Below are 21,774 nucleotides of genomic sequence, written 5' to 3'. Positions count from 1 at the left end.
GCCGGTGCGTGCGGGTGCGTGGGCGATGGTGCGCCGGGGTCAGGCTCCCGAGGCGAGCGCCAGGTAAACGGCGGCGAAATCCGTGATGGCGATCAGTTCGGCGAGGGTCTCCAGCTCGCCGCCCTCTTCCGGTTCCAGCTCGCTGATCGGCGTGTCGTGGCCGAGGGCCAGCTCACGGGCGTTGGGGGCGGCGGTGAGGCCACCGGTGGGCCGGTCGCGCAGGAGCACTACGCGCGCGTGCAGGGCGGCCGGTTCCTCGACGCGGTCGCGGAAGAAGTCGTCGGGGTCGGCGCCGGCGGCGAGTTGCCCGGCGAGCAGGGCGCTGTGCGCGGCGAGGGCCTCGGGCAGGTCGGCGACGACCGCGGGGGTGCCGGAGAGTTCGGCGAGTGCGGCGGCGAAGCGGCGCCCCGCGGGTCCGGCGGAGTTGCCCTCGGTCCAGACGACGGGGAGGGAGTCGGCCAGTTCGGCCGCGAGGGTCTTGGCGGGGTTGCTGTAGGTGACGATCGCGGGCCCGCAGCGTTCGGCGACGCGGTCGAGGCGGTCGGCGACCTTGTCGATGGCCTCGGGCGACGCCTCGAGCAGCCCGGTGCGGCCCAGCAGCGCGAGGAGCGGGGTGAGCAGCGCCCACAGGACGCCGGGTGCGGCACCGGCGAGGGGTTCGTCGTGGTCGTACGGGGCGGTCGCCATCGGGATGAACAGGCCGCGCGAGGCGCTCACCGAGTCGTTGAGCGGGGAGCGGGCGGGGGCGACGGCGACGACCGTGCAGCCCCGGCGGTAGGCCTGCTCGGCGAGCAGGGAAAGGCCGGGCTCGGTGCCGTCGGGGGTGGCGATCAGCAGGAGGTCCACGGAGCCGGCCCAGCCGGGCAGTTCCCAGCGCAGGGCGCCCGCGGCGGGGGCGACGCCGGTGGGGGCGAGGCGGGTGACGGGGCTGCCGGCGCCGGCGAGGGTGCCGAGGAGGTCGGCGGCGTGGGTGGCGGCGGCGCCCGGTCCGGCGATCAGTACGGCGCGGGGGCGGCCGTCCGGCTTGAGGTTGCCGACGCCTGCCTCGGCGGCGTGCCGGGCGGCGGTGCGGACGCGCGCACCGGCCTCGGCGGCGCCGCGGAGCAGGCCGCGGCGGTCGGCCTCGGTGAGGCGCTCCGGGGCGTCGAGGAGCGATTCGTCGAGCATGGCGGCAGGTCTCCGATCGCCGGGGCGTTCGTTCGATTGCGCGGGTGCGCGGGGTCGTCGCCGGGTTGCCGGTCGCCTGGGCGGCGGTTACTCGGGGCGGCGGGCCTCGTCGACGAGGAGGACGGGGATGCCGTCGCGCACCGGGTAGGCCAGGCCGCAGTCCTGGCCGGTGCAGATCAGCTCCGCGTCCTGCTCCTTGAGGGGGGCGTGGCAGGCCGGGCAGGCGAGGATCTCCAGGAGGCCGGCTTCGAGCGGCATGGGGGTTCCCTTCGGGGGCGGTGGGGCTTGTGTGGATGTGCTGGTCAGGGTACCGCCGGTGCGGGCCGGGTGTAGGGGCCCCGCCTCTGCACCCCGCCAGGGGGCAGAGCCCCCTGGCCCCCGGCCTGGGCCCACTCACCACCCGACTCGGCGGGATGAGGAGTCGAGCCGACCGCTCAAGCCCGGATGATCGCCAAGGCCTCGTCCCGGACCTTCGTCATCGTCGCCTCGTCGCGGGCCTCCGCGTTCAGGCGGAGCAGGGGCTCGGTGTTGGACGGGCGGACGTTGAACCACCAGTCGGGGGCCTGGACGGTGAGGCCGTCGAGGTCGTCCACGGTGACGTCGTCGCGGCCCTCGTACGCGGCCCGGATCGCGGCGAGGCGGGCCTGCTGGTCGGCGACGGTGGAGTTGATCTCGCCGGAGCCGGCATAGCGGTCGTACGCGGCGACCAGGGCGGACAGCGGGCCGTCCTCCTCGCCGAGGGCGGCGAGGACGTGGAGGGCGGCGAGCATGCCGGTGTCGGCGTTCCAGAAGTCGCGGAAGTAGTAGTGCGCGGAGTGCTCACCGCCGAAGATGGCGCCGGTCCTGGCCATCTCGGCCTTGATGAAGGAGTGGCCCACGCGCGTGCGCTCCGGGGTGCCGCCGTTCTCCCGTACGACCTCCGGGACGGACCAGGAGGTGATCAGGTTGTGGATGACGGTGCCCTTGCCGCCGTTGCGCTCCAGCTCGCGGGCGGCCACGAGGGCGGTCACGGCGGACGGGGAGACCGGGTCGCCGTTCTGGTCGACGACGAAGCAGCGGTCGGCGTCGCCGTCGAAGGCGAGACCGAGGTCGGCGCCCTCCTCGCGGACGCGCTGCTGGAGGTCGACCAGGTTGGCCGGGTCGAGGGGGTTGGCCTCGTGGTTGGGGAAGGTGCCGTCCAGTTCGAAGTACATCGGCACCAGGTCGAGGGGCAGGCCGGTGAAGACGGAGGGGACGGTGTGGCCGCCCATGCCGTTGCCCGCGTCGACGACGACCTTGAGGGGGCGGATGCCGGTGAGGTCGACGAGGGAACGCAGGTGGGCGGCGTAGTCGTCGAGGACGTCGCGCCGGGTGACGGTGCCGGGGCGGGCGGTCGGCTCCGGGGCGCCCACCTCGCTCCAGCGCTCCACCAGGGCGCGGATCTCGGCGAGGCCGGTGTCCTGTCCGACCGGGGCGGCGCCCGCGCGGCACAGCTTGATGCCGTTGTACCGGGCGGGGTTGTGCGAGGCCGTGAACATGGCGCCCGGCAGGTTCAGCGCGCCGGAGGCGTAGTACAGCTGGTCGGTGGAGCACAGGCCGATCCCGGTCACGTCGGCGCCGTGGGCCGCCGCGCCGCGCGCGAAGGCGTCGGACAGGCCCGGGGACGAGGGCCGCATGTCGTGGCCGACGACGATGGCGTCCGCGCCGGTCAGTTCGACGAAGGCCGCGCCGAACAGCTCGGCCAGCGACTCGTCCCACTGGTCGGGGACGACACCGCGCACGTCGTACGCCTTCACGATCTGCGACAGATCAGCAGCCACGGCCAACCTTCCTGAAAGTCCTGTCGGAGCCCACAAACTACCCGTAGGGACCGGCGGGCCGCCCGGAAGGTTCCCTGAGGTCAGGGCAGCATCCAGCCGAGGACCACCGTGGACTGCCCGACCACGATCAGGCACATGACCAGCAACAGGCCGAGGCTCCAGGGCAGTACCTTGCGCAGCAGGTCCCCTTCGCGGCCCGCGAGGCCGACGGCGGCGCAGGCGATGGTGAGGTTCTGCGGGGAGATCATCTTGCCGAGGACGCCGCCGGAGCTGTTGGCGGCGGCCAGCAGTTCCGGCGAGAGGCCGGACTCCCGCGCGGCGGTCACCTGGAGGGCGCCGAAGAGGGCGTTGGCCGAGGTGTCGGAGCCGGAGACGGCGACGCCGAACCAGCCGAGCACCGGGGAGAGGAAGGCGAGCCCGGCACCGGCCGCGGCGACGAAGTGGCCGATGGTGGCGGCCTGCCCGGAGAGGTTCATGACATAGGCGAGGGCGAGCACCGAGGTGACGGTGAGGATCGCGAAGCGCAGTTCGTGCACGGTCGCGAGCCACTCCCTGACCGCCACGCGCGCGTGCACGCCGAGGACGACGGCCGTGGCCAGCCCGGCGAACAGCACGAGCGTGCCGCCGGTGGAGACGATCGGCCAGGAGAACACGTTGCCGCCGACCGGGTTGCCCTCGGGGTCGGCCACGTCGAGGAACGGCCAGTCGTAGGACTGCGTGGCCTTCGCCAGCCAGTCCTTGACCGCCGGGATCTGCGCCACGGAGAAGACGGCGACGATCAGCGCGTACGGCGCGTACGCCCGCACGACCTCACGGGCGGAGTCCTGCTCGTCCAGTTCCTCGCTGCGCGCGCCGGTCAGTACGGACGCACGTACGGGCTCGGCGGCGGGCCTGCGGGAGTGCGGTACGGCGACCAGGGCGCCGGCGCCGATCAGGGCGGCGGCGATGTCGGCGAGCTGGGCGGAGACGTAGTTGGAGGCGACGAACTGGGCGACGGCGAAGGCGACTCCGCAGGCCAGTGCGGGCACCCAGGTCTCGCGGAGCCCGCGCAGCCCGTCGACCAGGGCGACGAGGAGCAGCGGTACGACGAGGGCGAGCAGGGGTGTCTGGCGGCCGACCACGGAGGCGACGTCGTCCAGGGGCAGCCCGGTGACCTGGGCCAGCGTCACGACCGGGGTGCCCATCGCGCCGAAGGCGACCGGGGCGGTGTTGGCGACCAGGGAGACGACGGCGGCGCGGACGGGGTCGAAGCCGAGGGCGACGAGCATGACCGAGCAGATCGCGACGGGCGCCCCGAATCCGGCGAGGGCCTCCAGGAGGGCGCCGAAGCAGAAGGCGACGACGAGGGCCTGGATGCGGGGGTCGTCGGACAGCCGGCCGAAGGAGCGGCGCAGGATGTCGAAGTGCCGGGTGCGGACGGTCATCCGGTAGACCCACAGGGCGTTCACGACGATCCACAGGATGGGGAAGAGGCCGAAAACCGCTCCCTGGACGGCGCTGGAGGCCGTCTGGTCCAGCGGCATGCCGTACGCGAGCCAGGCGACCAGTACGGCGGCCAGGAGGCCGATGAGGCCCGCCAGGTGCGCCTTCATGCGGACGCCGCCCAGCAGGACGAGGACGATCACCAGTGGCAGGGCCGCCACCAGGGCGGACAGGCCGAGCGAACCGGCGACGGGTTCCAGTTCCTGCACGTACACGGACGCCTCCCCGGATTCCGCCATGCGAAAGCGATTTCTCGCGACTCCCGGAATGGTCGTGTCCGCGACAACGAGGCGTCAATGGGTGTGCAGCAACGGATGTGACCGAGGCCACTACGAGTGAAAGGTGCGGGTCCCCTGAACGGGGTGAACGGGGCTCAGTTGTCCGGCGAACGCAGCACGCGCAGGTGGCCGCGGCGCGCGACCTCCATCGGGTCGGCCGTCCGGGCGCCGCCGCCCGCTTCGGCCGCCCGCTCCTGGGGCCGGGCCGCCTCGCGCACCGCGTTGGCGAGTGCCTCCAGGTCGTCGCCGCTGGGGCGGGCCGGGGCCGACCCGTCGAGCAGCCGGACGACCTCCCAGCCGCGCGGGGCGGTGAGGCGCTCGGAGTGCTCGGCGCACAGGTCGTAGCAGTGGGGTTCGGCGTAGGTGGCGAGCGGGCCGAGGACCGCGGTCGAGTCGGCGTAGACGTACGTCAGCGTCGCGACGGCGGGACGGCCGCAGGCGGTGCGCGAACAGCGACGTACAGGGCTCACGATGTTGGACGGTACCGCACTCTTGAGCGGGCCGCGACGACTCGCCACCGGGTCACACCCCCGTGTCGTGGCGTGAAACGACCTACGGCCCCTCCCACGCACCCCCGTTCGACCTGCGCGGACGCCGATCGCGCGAGGCCCGTACGGCTCGGGAAGCGGTCACGACCCGATACAAACAACGACATTTGCCTTGAGTTCCGCGGTCACGGAGAGATACGAAATCGAGCCCAACCTTGGCTGGAATGGTCATCCGGGAACAGGCCGAGTGACCTGCCGCCACGCCGCCCCCCGTGGGCCCGCGGGCCGGGCAGGCCGGCCCGGCGGGGACTACCCTTCACCAGTGATGGACAACCCCGTGACGCCCCGTGATGCCGGCCGCCCAGGACCCCGCCGTCGTGATCGCCACGGCCGGGGCATGCGCGGCCCGGTGGCACCCCCGCAGGTGCCGCTCGCCGCGAGCCGCGGCGAGGCCTTCGCCGACCTGGTGCAGGACTCGGTGGAGCGCCTGGAGCGGCGGTGGCCGCAGCTCGCCGACATCGACTTCCTCGTCCTCGACGTGCCGCGGCCGGCCGCGGCCGGGGAGGCGTGGAACGACGAGGCCGTACCGCTCGGGGGCACGGTGCCCTCACGGGACGGGCGGCGGGGACGGGTGGTCGTCTACCGGCGGCCGGTGGAGATCCGGACCAAGGGCCGCGAGGAGCGGGCACTGCTGGTGCACGAGGTCGTCGTCGAACAGGTCGCGGAGCTGCTGGGGCTGACTCCGGAGACGGTGGATCCCCGGTACGGGGAGGACTGAGCGGCGGGGGCCCGGTCGCCCCCGGCCACTACTTCTGCAGTACCGACAGGTCCTCGTCCGCGTTCGGCACCGAGACCGTGCCCCGGTCGTCGGGGAGGGTCTGGACGGTGAAGGACGCCACGTCGTCGTCCGAGCCCGTCAGGGTGCGCGACGCGTGGACCGGGCCGCCCGACACCGTCTCGACGGTCAGCGCGTAGGAGCCCTTGAGCCCTGCCGGTACCGGTGCGTCGACGTTCTGGGTGGTGCCGGCCTTGAGCGTGTACGTCTTGGTCGCCGGTGTGCCGCCCTCGGTGCCCGCCGACGCCGTGACCCTGACCTTCGCGGCCCCGTCGGGGGCGGACAGGGCCAGGGTGGTGTGCTTGGCGCGGTTGTCCGCGGCCGTCGCGCGGGCGCCGACCGGCTCGGAGGCCGGAATGAACGCGGACTCCTGCTCGTCGCCCTTGCCCCGCACGACCCGGACCGCCGCCACGACCGGCACGGACCGGTCCGTCGGCGTCAGGACCAGCGAACCCGCCTCGCCGCGCGTGACCTCGCCGAGGTCGACGCCGGTCGTCATACCGGCCTTGACGTGCACCGTCTCGTGACCGGCGGGCGTGATCAGCCCGGACGGCGAGGCGAGGCGCACCTTCAGGTCGGCGTCGGTGCCGCCGGGCGTGAACAGCACCAGGCGTACGGCGGTGGCGTCCTTCGGGATGCCCGGCATGACGAGGTCGCTCGCCGGGTCCGCGGCCGCGGTCAGCCAGTCGCCGCCGGTCTTGTCGTCCAGGGCCTGCACCGCGGCGCCCAGCCGCCCGCTGCGCACGCCGACGTGCACGGTCAGGTCGGTCTGCTTCACGTCGCTGAGCGTGGACAGCAGCAGGGACTCACTGCCGTGCGGCGGCACCGTGACGCCCTCCCCCACCGTGGACTTGAGGGCTCCGTCCTTGCCGTACAGCTCGATGTCGACGACGGCCGCCGAGTCGTCGGGGTTGGTCAGGTGCACGTAGTCGGTGCGGCCGGTCGCGGTGCTGGCGCCCGGGAACCAGAACTCCGTGTCCGGGGCGGTGCAGTTGACGCCCTGCAGTCCCCGGCCCGTCCCGGCGGCGACCTCCGTGGTCTGCTGGACGGTCCAGCCCGGCGCGCTCTTCCCCTCGGCGGTGCCGATCAGTGCGGGGGCGTCGGCGCCGGTGGTCTTCCCGCCGACCGGTGTGCCGGGCGCCTTCGGCTGGACGACCGGCTTCTCGTCCTTCCCGTCCTCCTCGTCCTTCCCGTCCTTGCCGTCGTCGGTGGCGCCGGCCGGCTCCGCCGCCACGAGCGCGGCGCTGCCCTTCTCGTCGGCGCCCTTGGTGACGGGCGTGAAGGACGTGTACGCGGTCTCGGCGAGGTCGGAGGTGCTGGGCGCCGGGCACAGGAGGCTGGTGCGCTCCACGGGCAGCCGGGCGGCGGGCGCCGCGGTGTCCGGGCCGGAGTCGCCCGGGGCGGACACCGCCGCGAACCCGGTGACGGCGGCGAGCGCGGTCGCGCAGGCGATCAGGGACAGGGTCGTGCGCTTCACTGCTGGCTCCCGTCGGGACGCTCACTGCCCGTGCCGTGGGGCTGCCGGGGCTGGGAGGGGTCGTACGGCGTGTCGTAGCCGCCCTGGCCGTACGCCTGGTCGAACGCGGGGTCGTACCCGGCCTCCTGACCCTGCGCCGGGTCGCCGTACGCGTACGGGTCGTACTGGCCGCCCGTCCCGTACTGCGCGGCCTGGCCGCCGGGACCGCCCTGGTAGGCGTCCTGCTGGTACGGGTCGGCCTGGTACGGCTGCTGCGCGTACGCGCCGGGGTCGTACTGCTGGGCGCCCTGGTACTGCTCGCCGCCGTAGCCGCCGTCGTAGGAGCCGTACTCGGCGCCGGGGTACCCGGTCGTCGTGTCCCATGTGCCGTACGCCTGCTGCTGCGGAACCGGCACGGGCGGCGCCGCGGGCGGCTCGGGGACCTCGGGTGCCCCGGCCGGGTCGCCCATCGGGTCGCCCGCCGGCTCGGGACCCGGGTCCACGCCCGCTCCCGCTCCGGCTTCCGCCGCCTCCGCCTCGGCCTGGGCGCGCAGGCGCCGTGCCCGGCGTCCCTCGCCGTCGGCGGCCTGGGCGGGGACGAGTTGCTCGTCGGGCAGGTCGTCGTCGACGTCGCGGCGCCTGCCGGGCAGGGCGAGGACGACGAGGACGAGACCGAGGAGTCCCTGGACCCACAGCCAGGCCGTGTGCGTGAACGGGGCCTCGTAGGTGACGTCCAGCCGACCGCCGGAGGCCGGGAGTTCGAAGCCCTGGGCCCAGCCGTCGACCGTGGTGCGGGTGAGCGGCTTGCCGTCCAGGGTCGCCGTCCAGCCCTCGGCGGCGGTGTCGGCGAGGCGCAGCACCCGGCCGTCGGGGCCCGACTCGATGTCGGTGTGGATCTCGACGGGCCCGGCCGCCACTGGCACGGGTTCGCCGGACTTGGACTTCCCGGCGTCGGACTTCTCGCCGGCCACGACGGTCGCGCGCGCGACCTCCTGGTTCACCCGCCACAGTCCGCTGCCGTCCTGCTGGCTGAGCCTGCTCAGTCCGGGTGTGGCGTCCAGGACGCGGGTGACCTCGCGGGGCGCGCCCTTGTGCACGAGCACGTAGCGCACGGCGAACCCGCCGAGCTGGTCGGCCTGGTCGGCGCCGGAGCCGGCCACGAGGTTGGCGACGATCTTGTCGAGGGTGCTGTTGCCGCCGTCGCCGGAGGCCAGTTCGCCGTCGCCGAGGCGGGCGCCGGAGCCGCGGACCAGCATGTAGCGCACGTGTGCGGCGGAGTCGCTGTCGAGGACGAGGGTGCGGGCCTGGTCGCGGGTGTGGCTCTCCTCGGCGACGAACGCGGGCACCTGCACGGGGTCGCGCCGTTCCACGGGGCCGTCGGCGCCGCCGATCATCCAGCCGACGGCGGCGATCAGCGGGCCGAGGGCCGAGGCGAGGGCGATCAGGGCGGCGACGGGCTGGCGCCAGCCGAAGCTCTGCTCGGCCACCCGGAAGCGCGCCCCGTCGGCGCCGAGGGCCGCGGCGGACAGCAGCGCGATGCCGTAGACGAGGGTGGCGGGTCCGGCCCAGGCGGAGCGGTTGGACAGGACCGCGAAGACGAGGGCGACGAGGGCGACGGCCCAGGCCGTCCGGACGGCCGGCTGCCGCTCGGAGCGCAGCAGCGCCGCCAGCGCGGCCAGCACGATGCCGAAGAGGAACAGCCCGCCGACCGTGCCGGGACCGCCGGGGCTGGCACCGAGCAGGTCGAGCGCCGAGGCGGCCGAGGAGCCGTACTCGAGGCCGGCCTCGTCGAAGAAGCCGAACGGCAGCAGCGACAGCGACCAGGGGGCGAGCAGCAGCAGCGGCGTGCCGAGTTGGGCGAGGAAGCGCGGTCCGTAGGCCGTGATCTCGGCGCGGCGCAGGGCGAGGACCCCGATGCCGAGGACCAGCGCGACGGGCCACACGACGGGGGTGAAGGCGGTGGTGACGGTCAGCAGCAGGGCGTACGCCCAGGTGGCGCGCCAGCTGCCGCGGACGCCGGAGGAGTTGGCCAGGCCGGAGGCGGCGACGCCCGCGCGTGCGACGAGCGGCAGCAGTACGGCGAGGACGGCGGTGCCGATGCGGCCGCCGGCGAGCGCGCCGGTGGCGGCGGGCAGGAAGGCGTAGGCGACGGCGGCCCAGGCACGCAGCAGCCGGGACGGGACCAGTGGGCGGGAGGCGAAGTACGCGGTGGCGCCCGCCAGGGGGACCGAGCAGACCAGCAGCAGGGTGACGGCCAGTCCGGTGGAGCCGAGCAGGACGGAGGCGAACGTGGCGAGGATCGCGAGGTAGGGCGGCGCGGAGGCGGTGCCGCCGGTGCCGACCGTGTGCCAGGCGTCCACGTACCGCGACCACAGCTCGCCGGCGCCGGCCGGTGCGGGCAGCAGCGCGCCGCCCGCCAGGGCGCCGCCGCCGAGGAGCGCGCGGCAGGCGGCCAGGGAGACGAGCAGCAGCACCAGGAAGAGCACCGGTCCTGGCTTGCGGGCGATGCGCTTGAGGCGGGCGAACTGCTCGATCTCCAGGAAGTCGGCGTCGTCGCCGCCGGGTCCGGACTCGATGCCCCCGCCGTGCCGTCCGGCTCCCGCGGCGGCCTCGGCGTCGGAGCTGCCGAAGAGGTCGCCCGCGACCTGCTCGACGGTGGCGCGGACGGTGGCTCCGGGGGGCGGGAACAGGGGCCGCAGTTCGTCCTTCTCGACCTGCGGGCGGCCGCGTTCGCGCCGGCCGGCGATGATGCGCTCGGGGCGCAGCAGGACGCTCAGCAGGCCCCGGATCTCGTCGAGTGCCTGGCCGGGGACCTTGCCGACGAGGTAGGCGACGGTCCGCAGCAGGGTGCCGAGGACGATGCGCAGCAGCACCCAGGGCAGGGCGGCGGTGCGGACGTTGACGAGGAGGGTGTGGACGGCGCCGGCCTTGTCCACCTTGTGCGGTGAGGCGGTGGTGCGGCCCGCGCAGTCGACGGCGCGGCGTTCGCGCGAGGCCGCCTCGGCGTGGCGGACGACCGCCTCCGGGGCGACGAGGACGCGCAGTCCTTCGGCGTGCGCGCGCCAGCACAGGTCCACGTCGTCGCGCATCAGGGGCAGTCGGCGGTCGAACCCGCCGAGCCGTTCGAAGACGTCGCGCCGGATCAGCATGCCGGCGGTGGACACCGACAGCACGGTGCGGACGTGGTCGTGCTGGCCCTGGTCCTGTTCGCGGCGGTCCAGACCGGTCCAGCGGCGGCCGGAGTTGGCGATGGAGACGCCGACCTCGAGCAGCTGGCGGCGGTCGTACCAGCCGCGGAGTTTGGGGCCCACGACGGCGACGTCGTCGCGGCCGAGCTCGTACTCGGTGTCCACGACGCGCAGCAGCTGGGCGAGGGCGTCGGGTTCGGGGGCGCAGTCGTCGTGCAGCAGCCACAGCCACTGGACCGGCTCTCCGTGCGGCAGCTCCGGCATGTCGTAGGCGTCGTCGCGCCAGCTGCGCGTGACGGGGTCCCAGCCGCTGGGCCGCCTCAGGTACGGCAGCTCCTCGGGGGTGAGGACGGGGGCGGTGCGGGTGGCCTCCTCGACGGCCTGGCCGAAGCCGGTGCGCCGGGCGAGGTGGAGCACGCGCTCGTCGCCGAGGGCGTCGGCGACCAGCCGGGAGGACTCGTCGGCGCTGCCGGTGTCGGCGGCCACGGCGTACTGGACGGGGCGCTCCTGGCCGAGCAGCCCGGCGAGCGCGTCGGGCAGCCAGCGGGCTCCGTCGTGGGCGACGAGGACCGCGGTCACCACGTGACGCGGGAACTCAGGTGTGGCAGCGAGGTCTTGCTGGGCTGCCGTGTGACTCTGCACGGACATCGAGGTACGGGCCCCGGTTCGGTGGACTGCGGTGGACGCCCGTGCCCGTGGGGAGCGGCGGGGCGTCTCGGACGAGCGCCCACACTATCGGCTGGACACAGGGGCGGCCCGCCGCCTGTGGACAACCCACCGGCGACGGGCCGTTCCCGCTGCTCGGACCGTGTGCCCGGACCGTCCGCCCAGGCCGTTTCTGCCGCCGCGTCAGGCTTCGACGCTCGGGCGTCGGTGCTCAGACCCCGACGCTCAGACCGCGGCCTTCTTCAGGCGGCGGCGCTCTCTCTCGGACAGGCCGCCCCAGATGCCGAAGCGCTCGTCGTTGGCAAGGGCGTACTCGAGGCACTCGGAGCGGACCTCACAGGCGAGGCAGACCTTCTTGGCCTCGCGGGTGGACCCGCCCTTCTCGGGGAAGAAGGACTCGGGATCGGTCTGGGCGCACAGTGCGCGCTCCTGCCAGCCGAGTTCCTCGTCCGCGTCGTCGACCAGCAGTTGCTGCACCAGCTCGGTCATGTGCGCCCCTCGTCTGTCTTTCGCGTCCCCGTGATCCAGCCGTTATCGATTCCGGCTGAACGACACGAGTGAAATTACAAGTGTGCTGCTCCGGGCGAGTCAAGCCGAGATCTGCTATTGGGCCCCTTATTCACTCTGCGGAACCAAGGCAATGCAGTAAGTGTTCAAATCGCCATAAACCTTGACATAGCGATGAGAGCCGCCGGAAGGCCCGTCCCGTTCAACACCTGCACCAGGAAGGACGCCCCGGCGATCGATCCCGTTCCGATACACGCGCCGAAGCGAACCTGATCACATTCGGATCACGGGATCGCAACGGGGGTTGTGCGCCCGGCTTGTGCGCCATGTGTCCCGGAAGTCGTCTGAGCAAACCTTTCGGCAACACGATCAACCGGATGAGGTGAAACATGTCCCACATAACGGGCATCGAGTTGACAGTGCTGGTGTGAACCGCTGTTCTTGGGGGCATGCTCGCGAACTTGGCGCTCGCCTCGACCCGCACCGCCGGGTCCCACGGTGCTGCCCGCGCTCGCTGTAGCTGTTGCCGCTGTTCCAGCTGTTGAGCCGACCGCGCTCCGGCTGTCCCCGAGTCCACGCGACTCGACTGCTCCACTCCCGCCCCACCAGGGCGTTCTTCGTCATTCGCTCCGCTCCGCCGCACTCTTCCGCCGAGGAACCACGCACCCATGAACAGCGACAGCGACCTCCAGATCGCCGGCGACATCCTCGAAGTCCCCCACCTCCTTCAGCCCCCGCGCGAGCACCCGGCCACCGTCGCCGAGTTCGCCGGTCTGCTCCGCACCGTCGCCGCCGACCGCTCCGAGTGGGAGCACCTCGTCCGCTACGACGCCACGACCCGTTGGTACCACCGGCTGCGCACCGGCCCCGGGTACGAGGTCTGGCTGCTGTCCTGGCTGCCGGGACAGGGCAGCGGACGCCACGACCACGGCCCTTCCTCCGGCGTGTGGACGGTCCTGGAGGGCACCCTCACCGAGCGCACGGCACGCGGCACGCGCGCGTGGGAGGCCGGTACGCAGCACGTGTTCGCGCCGGGGCACGTGCACGAGGTGGTCAACGACGCGCTGGAGCCGGCGGTCAGCCTGCACCTCTACTACCCGGGCCTGACCGAGATGCCGATGCACTCCCCGCAGTGCTCGGCCGCCGCCCTGCCGACCGGCTGACACGCTGCCGACCGGCAGCCGCCCTGCCGACCGGCTGACACGGTGACGACTGGCTGACGCACTGTCGTACCCGCCTGCGAGACTGGGCCCATGCGCATTGTGGTTCTGGCAGGCGGCATCGGCGGTGCCCGGTTCCTGCGTGGTCTGAGGCAGGCCGCGCCGGACGCGGACATCACGGTCATCGGCAACACCGGCGACGACATCCACCTCTTCGGGCTGAAGGTCTGCCCGGACCTCGACACGGTGATGTACACGCTCGGCGGCGGCATCAACGAGGAGCAGGGCTGGGGGCGGGCCGACGAGACCTTCCACCTCAAGGAGGAGCTCGCGGCCTACGGCGTCGGACCCGAGTGGTTCGGCCTCGGCGACCGCGACTTCGCCACGCACATCGTGCGGACGCAGATGATCACCGCGGGCTTCCCGCTCAGTGCGGTGACCGAGGCGCTGTGCGACCGCTGGAAGCCCGGCGTACGGCTCATCCCGATGACCGACGACCGTGTGGAGACGCACGTGGCGGTCGAGCTGGACGGCGAGCGCAAGGCGGTCCACTTCCAGGAGTACTGGGTGCGCCTGCGCGCCTCCGTCCCCGCCGAGGCCGTCGTGCCGGTCGGCGCCGAGCAGGCCAAGCCCGCGCCCGGCGTCCTGGAGGCCATCGCGGAGGCGGACGTCATCCTCTTCCCGCCCTCCAACCCGGTCGTCTCCATCGGCACGATCCTCGCCGTGCCCGGCATCCGGGAGGCGATCGCCGACGCGGGAGTGCCGGTGGTGGGCCTCTCCCCCATCGTCGGCGACGCGCCCGTGCGCGGGATGGCCGACAAGGTGCTCGCCGCGGTCGGGGTGGAGTCCACGGCCGCCGCCGTCGCCGAGCACTACGGCTCGGGACTGCTCGACGGCTGGCTGGTCGACACGGTCGACGCGGACGCCGTCACCCGCGTGAAGGCCGCCGGGATCCTCTGCCGTGCCGTACCGCTGATGATGTCCGGCCTCGACGCGACGGCGCAGATGGCCCGCGAGGCGCTGACGCTGGCGGAGGAGGTGCGGGTGGCGTGAGCGAGCCGACACGGGACGAGGAGGCCGCCCGCCGGGACGGCTACCGGGTGTGGGCCCTGCCCGGCCTGCCCGAGGTGCGGCCCGGCGACGACCTGGCCAAGCTGATCGCGGCGGCCGAGCCCGCACTGGCCGACGGGGACGTGCTGCTCGTCACGTCCAAGATCGTGTCCAAGGCCGAGGGCCGGGTCGTCGAGGCCGCCGACCGGGAGGCCGCCATCGACGCCGAGACCGTGCGGGTGGTGGCCCGGCGCGGCTCGCTGCGCATCGTCGAGAACCGCCAGGGTCTGGTCATGGCGGCGGCCGGCGTCGACGCGTCGAACACGCCGGCCGGGACCGTACTGCTGCTCCCCGAGGACCCCGACGCCTCCGCGCGCGGCATCCGCGAGGGACTGCGCGACACGCTCGGCGTGGACGTCGGCGTCATCGTCACCGACACCTTCGGGCGCCCCTGGCGGTCCGGGCTCACGGACGTGGCGATCGGCGCCGCGGGCGTCCGCGTCCTCGACGACCTGCGCGGCGGCACGGACGCGCACGGCAATCCGCTCGGCGCCACCGTCGTCGCCACCGCCGACGAGCTGGCCGCCGCCGGGGACCTGGTCAAGGGCAAGGCCGCCGGCCTGCCCGTCGCCGTCGTGCGCGGGCTGCCGCAGGTGGTCGTCGCCGGGGACGACGGCGAGGGCGCGCGGGCGATGGTGCGCGGCGCGCGCGACGACATGTTCCGCCTCGGCACCTCGGAGGCGGTACGGCAGGCGGTCACCCAGCGGCGTACGGTACGGGCCTTCACGGACGAGCCGGTCGACCCCGGTGCCGTGCGCCGGGCGGTGGCCGCGGCCGTGACCGCACCGGCGCCGCACCACACGACACCGTGGCGGTTCGTGCTCCTGGAGTCGGAGGACTCCCGCACCCGGCTGCTCGACGCGATGCGGGACGCCTGGATCGCGGACCTGCGGCGCGACGGCAAGAGCGAGGAGTCCGTCGCCAAGCGCGTGCGGCGCGGCGACGTCCTGCGCAACGCGCCCTACCTCGTCGTGCCCTGCCTGGTCATGGACGGCTCGCACACCTACGGGGACGCGCGCCGCGACGGGGCCGAGCGGGAGATGTTCGTGGTCGCCACCGGCGCGGGCGTGCAGAACCTGCTCGTCGCGCTCGCCGGGGAGCGGCTGGGCTCCGCGTGGGTGTCCTCGACGATGTTCTGCCGGGACGTCGTGCGTGAGGTGCTGGGGCTGCCGGGCGACTGGGACCCGATGGGGGCGGTGGCGGTCGGGCATCCGGCCGAGGAGCCGAAGGCGCGGCCCGAGCGGGACGCGGGAGCCTTCATCGAGGTGCGGTGAGCCGTCTTCCCGAGCCTCTACCCTCGTAGAGGCTCACCCCCTCCTCCCAAGGACCTCTCTCGTGGCAGGACGCTTCGCTCCCCGCCCCTCGCGCGCCACGGTGCGCGGCGGGGAGACCGTCGTGCCCCCGGCCGCCGTACCCCCGACCGCCGTACCCCGGCAGGCCGCCGCGCCGGGTGCGGTACGGGTGTGGGTGCCGGACGGGCCGCTGGACCTGGGGCTGGTGCTCGGGCCGCTGCGGCGCGGGCCGGGCGATCCGACGTTCCGGACGATGCCGGACGGGTCGGTGTGGCGGGCCAGCCGCACGCCCGCCGGGCCGGGCACGCTGCGGGTCACCGCGCGCGGCGGCGAGGTGCGGGGCGAGGCGTGGGGGCCGGGGGCGGAGTGGCTGCTGGAGCAGCTGCCGCGGATGCTGGGCGCCGAGGACGACCCGTCGGCGTTCGTGCCGCGGCACCGGCTGCTGGCGGTCACGGCGCATCGGCGGCCGGGGCTGCGGCTGGTGCGGGCGGGGCTGGTGCTGGAGTCGTTGATCCCCTCGGTCCTGGAGCAGAAGGTCACGACGCTGGAGGCGTACCAGGCGTGGCGGCTGCTGGTGCGGAAGTTCGGGGAGCCGGCGCCGGGGCCCGCGCCCGGGCGGATGTGTGTGATGCCGGCGGCGCGGACGTGGGCGCTGATCCCGTCCTGGGAGTGGCACCTGGCCGGGGTGGACGACAAGCGCGCGGCGACGGTCCTGCGGGCGGTGCGGGTCGCCGCGCGGCTGGAGGAGGCGGCGCGGATGGAGCCGGCGGCGGCGCGGGAGCGGCTGGAGGTTCTGCCGGGGGTCGGGCCGTGGACGTCGGCGGAGACCGTGCAGCGCAGTCACGGGGCGGCGGACGCGGTGACGGTGGGGGACCTGCATCTGCCGGGGATCGTGGGGTTCGCGCTGGGCGGGGACCGGTATGCGGACGACGCGGAGATGCTGCGGTTGCTGGAGCCGTATGCGGGGCAGCGGCATCGGGCGGCTCGGTTGGTGCTGTTGAGTGGGCGGGTGCCGGAGAGGCGGGCGCCGCGGATGGCTCCGCGGGGGATTGAGCGGCTCTGACGTTGCTCCGCCGGCCCGGTGTATGCCGGTTGCCCGGCGTGAGTGCGAGGCGGGGATGGATTACGCGGACCGGCGCCGGCCGGGTGCCGCCTGCGCCCACCCGTGCCGCCCTGGGGGTCCCTCCCAGGCCGTTCAGGCACTGGGGGAGGCACGACTGCCCGCAGTTACCGGGCGGGGGGGCGGCACGACTTGCTCGCAGCTACGAGGCGTCGGACGAGAAGCGCAAGGATGCCGGGGGGATGTGGGCGTCGCACCAGATGCGGGCGCCGGAGCGGAGTTCGTTGTCGGCGCCGATGATCGCGCCGTCGCCGATGACCGTGTCGGCCAGCACCGAGCGGGTGCCGACGCGGGCGCCGGTCCCGATGAGGGAGTCGGTGATGACGGCACCCGGCTCGATGACGGCACCCGGCAGGATCGTGCTGCCGAAGACGCGCGCCCCCTCCGCCACGAAGGCGCCCTCGCCGACCACCGTGCCGCCGGCCAGCTTGGCGTCGGGCGCCACCTGAGCCGTGGGCAGGACCAGGCGGTCGCCGCAGCGGCCCGGTATCGCCGGTGACGGGGCGCGGCCCAGGACCAGGTCGGCCGAGCCGCGTACGAAGGCCGCCGGGGTGCCCAGGTCCAGCCAGTAGGTGGAGTCGACCATGCCCTGGAGGTGGGCCCCGGTGGCGAGCAGCTCGGGGAAGGTCTCGCGTTCGACGGAGACGGGGCGCCCCGCCGGGATCGTGTCGATGACCGAACGACGGAAGACGTACGCCCCCGCGTTGATCTGGTCGGTGACGATCTCCTCGGGGGTCTGCGGCTTCTCCAGGAAGGCGAGCACCCGGCCCGCGTCGTCCGTGGGGACCAGGCCGTAGGCCCTCGGGTCCGTGACCTTGGTGAGGTGCAGGGAGACGTCCGCGCCCGTCGTCTCGTGGGTGCGGACCAGTGCGCCGATGTCCAGGCCCGTCAGGATGTCGCCGTTGAAGATGAGCACCGGCTCCTCGGGGCCGGAGTGCAGCCGGGAGGCCACGTTGCGGATGGCGCCGCCCGTGCCGAGCGGCTCCTCCTCCGTGACGTACTCCAGGTGCAGGCCGAGCGCCGAGCCGTCGCCGAAGTACGGCTCGAAGACCTCGGCCAGATAGCTGGTCGCGAGCACGATGTGCTCGACGCCGGCCGCCTTGGCCCGCGCCAGCTGATGCGTGAGGAACGGCACTCCGGCCGCCCGGACCATGGGCTTGGGCGTGTTCACCGTGAGCGGGCGAAGCCGCGTGCCCTTGCCGCCGACCAGGAGGATCGCTTCTGTCACCTGTCGTCTCTGCTTCCTGCCGGGACCGGCCGAACTGTCTTTCGGCGGGCCAGTGTATGCAGACCGTTCCGTGGCACCCTCGACGACCGTGCGGTGGTGTGTCCTCAGCGGTCGCTCGCGGTCCTCAGCGGCCCTCAGCGGTCTTCCACGATCCTCCGCGGTCCTCAGCGTCCCTGGTACGCCGCCGCCTTCGCGCGGGCCGTGCCGAGCTTGGCGTAGAGCTTCTTTCCGGGGCAGTTCGTGGCGAAGCCGTCGCGGTGACCGGAGATGACGTTCAGTCGTACCTTCTCGCCCTTTGGGTAGAGGTTGCCACCCCCGGACTTCAGGTATGTCTTTCCCCGCGGATTCATGCCGTAGAGCCCGACCTTCCACGCGGTGAGCCGGGCGATCGCCTTCAGCGCCGCCGACGACGGCTTCTTCGAGCTGTACGTGCCGAGCACGGCGATGCCCACGCTGTCGGAGTTGAACCCCAGGGTGTGGGCGCCCAGTACGGGCTTGGACACGCCGCCGGCCCGGCCCTCGTAGATGTTTCCGCACTTGTCGACGAGGAAGTTGTAGCCGAGGTCGCGCCAGCCCATGCTGTTGACGTGGTACCGGTAGATGCCGCGGATGACCGACGGCGCCTGTGAGCAGCGGTAGTTGTTGCCGGTGTCCGAGTGGTGCACGAAGGCCGCCTTGATCTTCTTCGTGTAGACGAACCCCTTCTCGCGCAGCTTCTCGTCGGCGCCCCAGCCGCGGCGGGTGGTGATGCGCGGGCGGGGGCCGGCGTGCGGCTTGGTCTTCTGCCGGGCGCTACGGGCGGGGAGTACGGCGGGTTGGGCGGCCTCGGCGGGTTCGGCGGCCTCGGTCCGCGCGCGGTGCGCCGGCGGCGGGGCGGCCTTGCCGGGGTCGACGAGTTCGAGGCGCAGGCCGCCGGGGAGCCGGGAGCGGGCCGGGGCGGTCCGGGCAGTCTCGGGGGTGGTCTCCGCGCGTACCCGCACCTCCACGCCGTCGGCCTCGCCCACCCACAGGGGTGCGGTTGCGCCGCGGACACGGCCCGAGGTGCTCTCGGGGGTGCCCGGGTCGGCGGCGTGGTCGGCGTTGTGGGTCTCCAGCTCCCGCCAGCCGGACCAGGCGCCGGTCGCGGTGGCCCGGGTACGGACCTCGACGCGGCCGTGGAGTTCGGTGGCGGGGTTGTCCCAGACGACGCCGACCAGGGAGAAGGGCCGTACGTCCCGGCGGACCAGGCCCTGTTCGGCCGCGCCGGGTGCCCGGTCCCCGCTCCGGGAGGCGAGGGGCAGGGACTGGGTGCCGCCGGCGGCGTACGCCTCGGGTCCTGCCGCCGCACGCGTCACGGGTGGGGTCGGGGAGGTGGTCGCTGCCGCGGGCGGGGCGAGCGGGAGGGCCAGGGCCGCCGCGCACGTGACACCGGTCGAGGAAGCTAGGAATCCACGCATGCCCCTGATTTTGTACATCGTCAGACAAATATGTCCATTTGGGATCTGACGGAGCGTCGGGTCCTCTCGTCCGATCCGGTGGTGGCGCGGTCCGTCGGCCGCTGGGTGCGCCGCGCCGGGCCCGCGTACGCTTGCGCGGGTGAACGCGACCGACCGCACCCCTGCCGACCTGCTGAGTTCCGCGCTCGCCGCGGACCCGGGACGCCCCCTGGTGACCTTCTACGACGACGCCACGGGCGAACGCGTCGAACTGTCCGTGGCCACCTTCGCCAATTGGGTGGCCAAGACCGCCAACCTCCTCCAGGACGAACTGTCCGTCGAACCCGGCGACCGGGTCGCGCTGCTGCTGCCCGCGCACTGGCAGACGGCGGTGTGGCTGCTGGCCTGCGCGTCGGTGGGCGTCGTCGCCGACGTGGCGGGCGACCCGAAGGCCGCGGACGTGGTCGTGAGCGGGCCGGAGCCGGAGTCGCTGGAGGCGGCGCGGGCGTGCTCCGGTCCGCGGATCGCGCTGGCGCTGCGGCCGCTCGGGGGGCGGTTCGCGCCGGCGGCGCCGGAGGGCTTCGCCGACTACGCGGTGGAGGTGCCGGGGCAGGGTGACCGGTTCGCGCCGTACGCGCCGGTGGATCCGGAGGCACCGGCACTGATCGTGGCCGGCCGGGAGTTCAGCGGGGCGGAGGTCGTGGAGCGGGCTCGGGCGGAGGCGTCCGGGCTGGGACTGACGGGGCCGGGGGCGCGGATCCTGTCGGGGTTGCCGTACGACACGTGGGAGGGGTTGAGCGCGGGGTTGTACGGGCCGCTGGCGAGCGGGGGGTCGGTGGTGTTGTGCCGGCATCTGGAGCTGGCGGGGGCGGGTGTCGTGGATCAGCGGATCGAGGCGGAGCGGGTGTCGGTGACGGCGCGGTGAGGTTCCGCGGGGTGCTGGCGGGCCGGGGGTGAGGTGACGCCGGCGGGGCGGTGAGCCGGTGCGTGCCGGTGCCCGACGGGGGTGTCGGTGCCCGGCGGAGGTGTCGGTGCCCGGCAGAGGTGCCGGTGCCCGGCGGGGAGGTGCCGGTGCCCGGCAGAGGTGCCGGTGCCCGGCGGGGAGGTGCCGGTGCCCGGCAGAGGTGCCGGTGCCCGGCGGAGGTGCTGGTGCCCGGGTGGGGTGCGCGGCCCGGCGCTGACGGGGTGCCGCCTGCGCCCGCCCGAGCCGAACCGGCGGCACGACCGCCCGCAGCTCGAGTGGTGAAGGGCGTGCCCCGTTCGGGCTAGGTCCGTTCTGTCTTTCGTGCTCCCCCGGGGCATGGTCGTACCAGCGCGCTGGTGTGGACGGAGGCAGGCGTGGGCGATGACGCGGGTACGGCGGCCTCCGGTGGGGAGGCGGGGCACGGGGCGTCCGCGAGCGGGGGCGGGCTGAAGCGGCGGCGGCGCAGGCGGCGGCTGGGGATCGCCGGGATCGTGGTCGTCGTGCTGGCCGGGGGTGCGGCGGGCGTCGGGTGGGCGGTGTACGCCAAGCTGAGCGGCAACATCACGTCGGACGAGGCGGCCGCCGCCGAACTCGCCCGGTACGAGAAGGAGCGGCCCACCTCACTGGTGCGCGGCGCGCAGAACGTGCTCCTGATCGGGTCGGACTCGCGGTCGGGGGACGGCAACTCCCGCTACGGCCGGGACTCCGGGACCGAACGGTCGGACACCACGATCCTGCTGCACCTGGCCGCGGGCCGGGACAGCGCCACCGCCGTCTCCCTCCCCCGCGACCTCATGGTGAACGTCCCCGGCTGCCACCGCCCCGACGGGTCACTCACCGAACCGGCGTTCACGCAGTTCAACTACGCCTTCGCGGCGGGCGGTTCGGCGTGCTCGATCCGTACGGTGGAGAAGCTGACCGGCATCCGGATCGACCACCACGTGGTCGTCGACTTCGAGGGCTTCAAGGAGATGGTCGACGCGCTCGACGGCGTCGAGGTGTGCCTGCGCAAGCCGGTCGACGACGAGGACGCCAAGCTGAAACTGCCCGCGGGCAGGGTGACCCTCGACGGGGAGCAGGCGCTCGGATACGTCCGCGCCCGGAAGTCGCTCGGCGACGGCAGCGACACCGACCGGATGGACCGGCAGCAGCGCTTTCTGGGGGCGCTCGTGAACAAGGTGCAGAGCAATGGCGTTCTGCTGAATCCGGTGAAGCTGTACCCCGTTCTGGACGCGGCCACGTCGTCACTCACGACAGACCCGAATCTGGCGAGTCTGCGGGGTTTGTACGACCTTGTGCGCGGCCTGCGCGGGATTCCCACCGAACGCGTGCAGTTCCTGACCGTCCCCCGGGAGTCGTACGCGGGCGACGCCAATCGGGACCAGCTCGTGCAGCCCGACGCCGAGAGGCTGTTCACCCGGCTGCGGACGGACGAGCCCGTGACGATCGCCGCTGACCGGCGGGACGAGACCGGCGGTACCGGGAATTCCGGTACCGCCGGTGACGCCGACTCCCCCGCGCCGACGTTCAGCGGGAACACCGCCGACGAGGACGTCTGCGAGTAAAGCGCATTCCAAAAAGGGGCAACTCCGAGTGCAAAGCGACATGCGCGAGCGGAC

The 21,774-nt window shown here is 73.8% G+C and carries 17 protein-coding genes; 7 read left to right on the top strand and 10 right to left on the bottom strand.

Annotated elements, in window-relative coordinates:
* Positions 1-39: 39 nt before the first annotated feature.
* The 5 genes from Sco07f_RS34645 to Sco07f_RS34625 all read right to left on the bottom strand — a co-directional run bounded on the left by Sco07f_RS34645 (position 40) and on the right by Sco07f_RS34625 (position 5,244).
* Complete coding sequence (locus Sco07f_RS34645; protein ID WP_108990210.1) at positions 40-1,167, bottom strand: SIS domain-containing protein; 1,128 nt, start codon at positions 1,165-1,167, stop codon at positions 40-42.
* A gap of 87 nt (positions 1,168-1,254) precedes the next feature.
* The gene (locus tag Sco07f_RS34640; protein ID WP_007450268.1) at positions 1,255-1,425 is read right to left on the bottom strand and encodes a Trm112 family protein; all 171 of its coding nucleotides are present in this window, start codon (positions 1,423-1,425) and stop codon (positions 1,255-1,257) included.
* Positions 1,426-1,601: 176 nt separating this feature from the next.
* The gene (locus tag Sco07f_RS34635) at positions 1,602-2,966 is read right to left on the bottom strand and encodes a phosphomannomutase/phosphoglucomutase (RefSeq protein ID WP_108990209.1); all 1,365 of its coding nucleotides are present in this window, start codon (positions 2,964-2,966) and stop codon (positions 1,602-1,604) included.
* An 80-nt stretch (positions 2,967-3,046) separates the two neighbouring features.
* Positions 3,047-4,663: an L-lactate permease gene (locus Sco07f_RS34630; protein ID WP_108990221.1), complete on the bottom strand. Its 1,617-nt coding sequence runs from the start codon at positions 4,661-4,663 to the stop codon at positions 3,047-3,049.
* A 158-nt stretch (positions 4,664-4,821) separates the two neighbouring features.
* Positions 4,822-5,244: a DUF3499 domain-containing protein gene (locus Sco07f_RS34625; protein WP_063789724.1), complete on the bottom strand. Its 423-nt coding sequence runs from the start codon at positions 5,242-5,244 to the stop codon at positions 4,822-4,824.
* A 295-nt stretch (positions 5,245-5,539) separates the two neighbouring features.
* Here Sco07f_RS34625 and Sco07f_RS34620 point away from each other — a divergent pair, with 295 nt between their 5' ends.
* Complete coding sequence (locus Sco07f_RS34620) at positions 5,540-5,992, top strand: metallopeptidase family protein (RefSeq protein ID WP_063739943.1); 453 nt, start codon at positions 5,540-5,542, stop codon at positions 5,990-5,992.
* A gap of 28 nt (positions 5,993-6,020) precedes the next feature.
* Here the strand turns inward: Sco07f_RS34620 and Sco07f_RS34615 are convergent, their stop codons facing one another.
* The 3 genes from Sco07f_RS34615 to Sco07f_RS34605 form a co-directional block, all read right to left on the bottom strand.
* Entirely contained in the window at positions 6,021-7,526 is a 1,506-nt protein-coding gene (locus Sco07f_RS34615; RefSeq protein ID WP_108990208.1) for a DUF5719 family protein, read from the bottom strand.
* Positions 7,523-11,341 carry a glycosyltransferase family 2 protein gene (locus Sco07f_RS34610; protein ID WP_108990207.1) on the bottom strand — a complete coding sequence of 1,273 codons (3,819 nt, stop codon included), beginning with the start codon at positions 11,339-11,341 and terminating at the stop codon, positions 7,523-7,525. The genes Sco07f_RS34615 and Sco07f_RS34610 overlap by 4 nt, the downstream gene beginning before the upstream one ends.
* Before the next feature lie 243 nt (positions 11,342-11,584).
* Entirely contained in the window at positions 11,585-11,848 is a 264-nt protein-coding gene (locus Sco07f_RS34605) for a WhiB family transcriptional regulator (RefSeq protein ID WP_003975777.1), read from the bottom strand.
* Positions 11,849-12,534: 686 nt separating this feature from the next.
* On the opposite strand from Sco07f_RS34605, the gene Sco07f_RS34595 reads away from it, so the two are divergent.
* The 4 genes from Sco07f_RS34595 to Sco07f_RS34580 all read left to right on the top strand — a co-directional run bounded on the left by Sco07f_RS34595 (position 12,535) and on the right by Sco07f_RS34580 (position 16,491).
* Positions 12,535-13,029, top strand: coding sequence for a cysteine dioxygenase (locus tag Sco07f_RS34595; protein ID WP_087790694.1), 495 nt, complete (start codon positions 12,535-12,537; stop codon positions 13,027-13,029).
* A 90-nt stretch (positions 13,030-13,119) separates the two neighbouring features.
* The gene (gene cofD, locus Sco07f_RS34590; protein ID WP_007450327.1) at positions 13,120-14,079 is read left to right on the top strand and encodes a 2-phospho-L-lactate transferase; all 960 of its coding nucleotides are present in this window, start codon (positions 13,120-13,122) and stop codon (positions 14,077-14,079) included.
* Positions 14,076-15,410: a coenzyme F420-0:L-glutamate ligase gene (locus Sco07f_RS34585; RefSeq protein WP_108990206.1), complete on the top strand. Its 1,335-nt coding sequence runs from the start codon at positions 14,076-14,078 to the stop codon at positions 15,408-15,410. The genes cofD and Sco07f_RS34585 overlap by 4 nt, the downstream gene beginning before the upstream one ends.
* A 61-nt stretch (positions 15,411-15,471) precedes the next feature.
* Positions 15,472-16,491, top strand: a complete 1,020-nt coding sequence (locus Sco07f_RS34580) for a DNA-3-methyladenine glycosylase family protein (RefSeq protein WP_108990205.1) — start codon at positions 15,472-15,474, stop codon at positions 16,489-16,491.
* A gap of 199 nt (positions 16,492-16,690) precedes the next feature.
* Here Sco07f_RS34580 and manB read toward each other — a convergent pair whose 3' ends face one another.
* Complete coding sequence (gene manB / locus Sco07f_RS34575) at positions 16,691-17,776, bottom strand: mannose-1-phosphate guanylyltransferase (RefSeq protein ID WP_007450341.1); 1,086 nt, start codon at positions 17,774-17,776, stop codon at positions 16,691-16,693.
* A 164-nt stretch (positions 17,777-17,940) separates the two neighbouring features.
* Positions 17,941-19,212 carry a peptidoglycan recognition protein family protein gene (locus Sco07f_RS34570; protein WP_108990204.1) on the bottom strand — a complete coding sequence of 424 codons (1,272 nt, stop codon included), beginning with the start codon at positions 19,210-19,212 and terminating at the stop codon, positions 17,941-17,943.
* Between the two features lie 139 nt (positions 19,213-19,351).
* Here Sco07f_RS34570 and Sco07f_RS34565 point away from each other — a divergent pair, with 139 nt between their 5' ends.
* Together Sco07f_RS34565 and Sco07f_RS34560 are read left to right on the top strand one after the other, a co-directional pair.
* Positions 19,352-20,116 (top strand): TIGR03089 family protein, encoded by a 765-nt coding sequence (locus tag Sco07f_RS34565; RefSeq protein WP_108990203.1) that lies wholly within the window; start codon positions 19,352-19,354, stop codon positions 20,114-20,116.
* Between the two features lie 413 nt (positions 20,117-20,529).
* A complete protein-coding gene (locus tag Sco07f_RS34560; protein ID WP_108990202.1) occupies positions 20,530-21,720 on the top strand; it encodes an LCP family protein in 1,191 nt (396 codons plus the stop codon).
* Positions 21,721-21,774: the final 54 nt, after the last annotated feature.

Source organism: Streptomyces coelicoflavus (assembly GCF_003112555.1).
Classification (GTDB): domain Bacteria; phylum Actinomycetota; class Actinomycetes; order Streptomycetales; family Streptomycetaceae; genus Streptomyces; species Streptomyces coelicoflavus.
This window is presented reverse-complemented; position numbering and strand designations above follow the sequence as displayed.

What these genes read in the sequence shown, in the direction of transcription:
- Sco07f_RS34605 (WP_003975777.1), bottom strand. Translation starts at nt 11,848, where the DNA reads ATGACCGAGCTGGTGCAGCAACTGCTGGTCGACGACGCGGACGAGGAA.
- Sco07f_RS34595 (WP_087790694.1), top strand. Translation starts at nt 12,535, where the DNA reads ATGAACAGCGACAGCGACCTCCAGATCGCCGGCGACATCCTCGAAGTC.
- Sco07f_RS34640 (WP_007450268.1), bottom strand. Translation starts at nt 1,425, where the DNA reads ATGCCGCTCGAAGCCGGCCTCCTGGAGATCCTCGCCTGCCCGGCCTGC.
- Sco07f_RS34570 (WP_108990204.1), bottom strand. Translation starts at nt 19,212, where the DNA reads ATGCGTGGATTCCTAGCTTCCTCGACCGGTGTCACGTGCGCGGCGGCC.
- Sco07f_RS34620 (WP_063739943.1), top strand. Translation starts at nt 5,540, where the DNA reads ATGGACAACCCCGTGACGCCCCGTGATGCCGGCCGCCCAGGACCCCGC.
- Sco07f_RS34610 (WP_108990207.1), bottom strand. Translation starts at nt 11,341, where the DNA reads ATGTCCGTGCAGAGTCACACGGCAGCCCAGCAAGACCTCGCTGCCACA.
- cofD (WP_007450327.1), top strand. Translation starts at nt 13,120, where the DNA reads ATGCGCATTGTGGTTCTGGCAGGCGGCATCGGCGGTGCCCGGTTCCTG.
- Sco07f_RS34645 (WP_108990210.1), bottom strand. Translation starts at nt 1,167, where the DNA reads ATGCTCGACGAATCGCTCCTCGACGCCCCGGAGCGCCTCACCGAGGCC.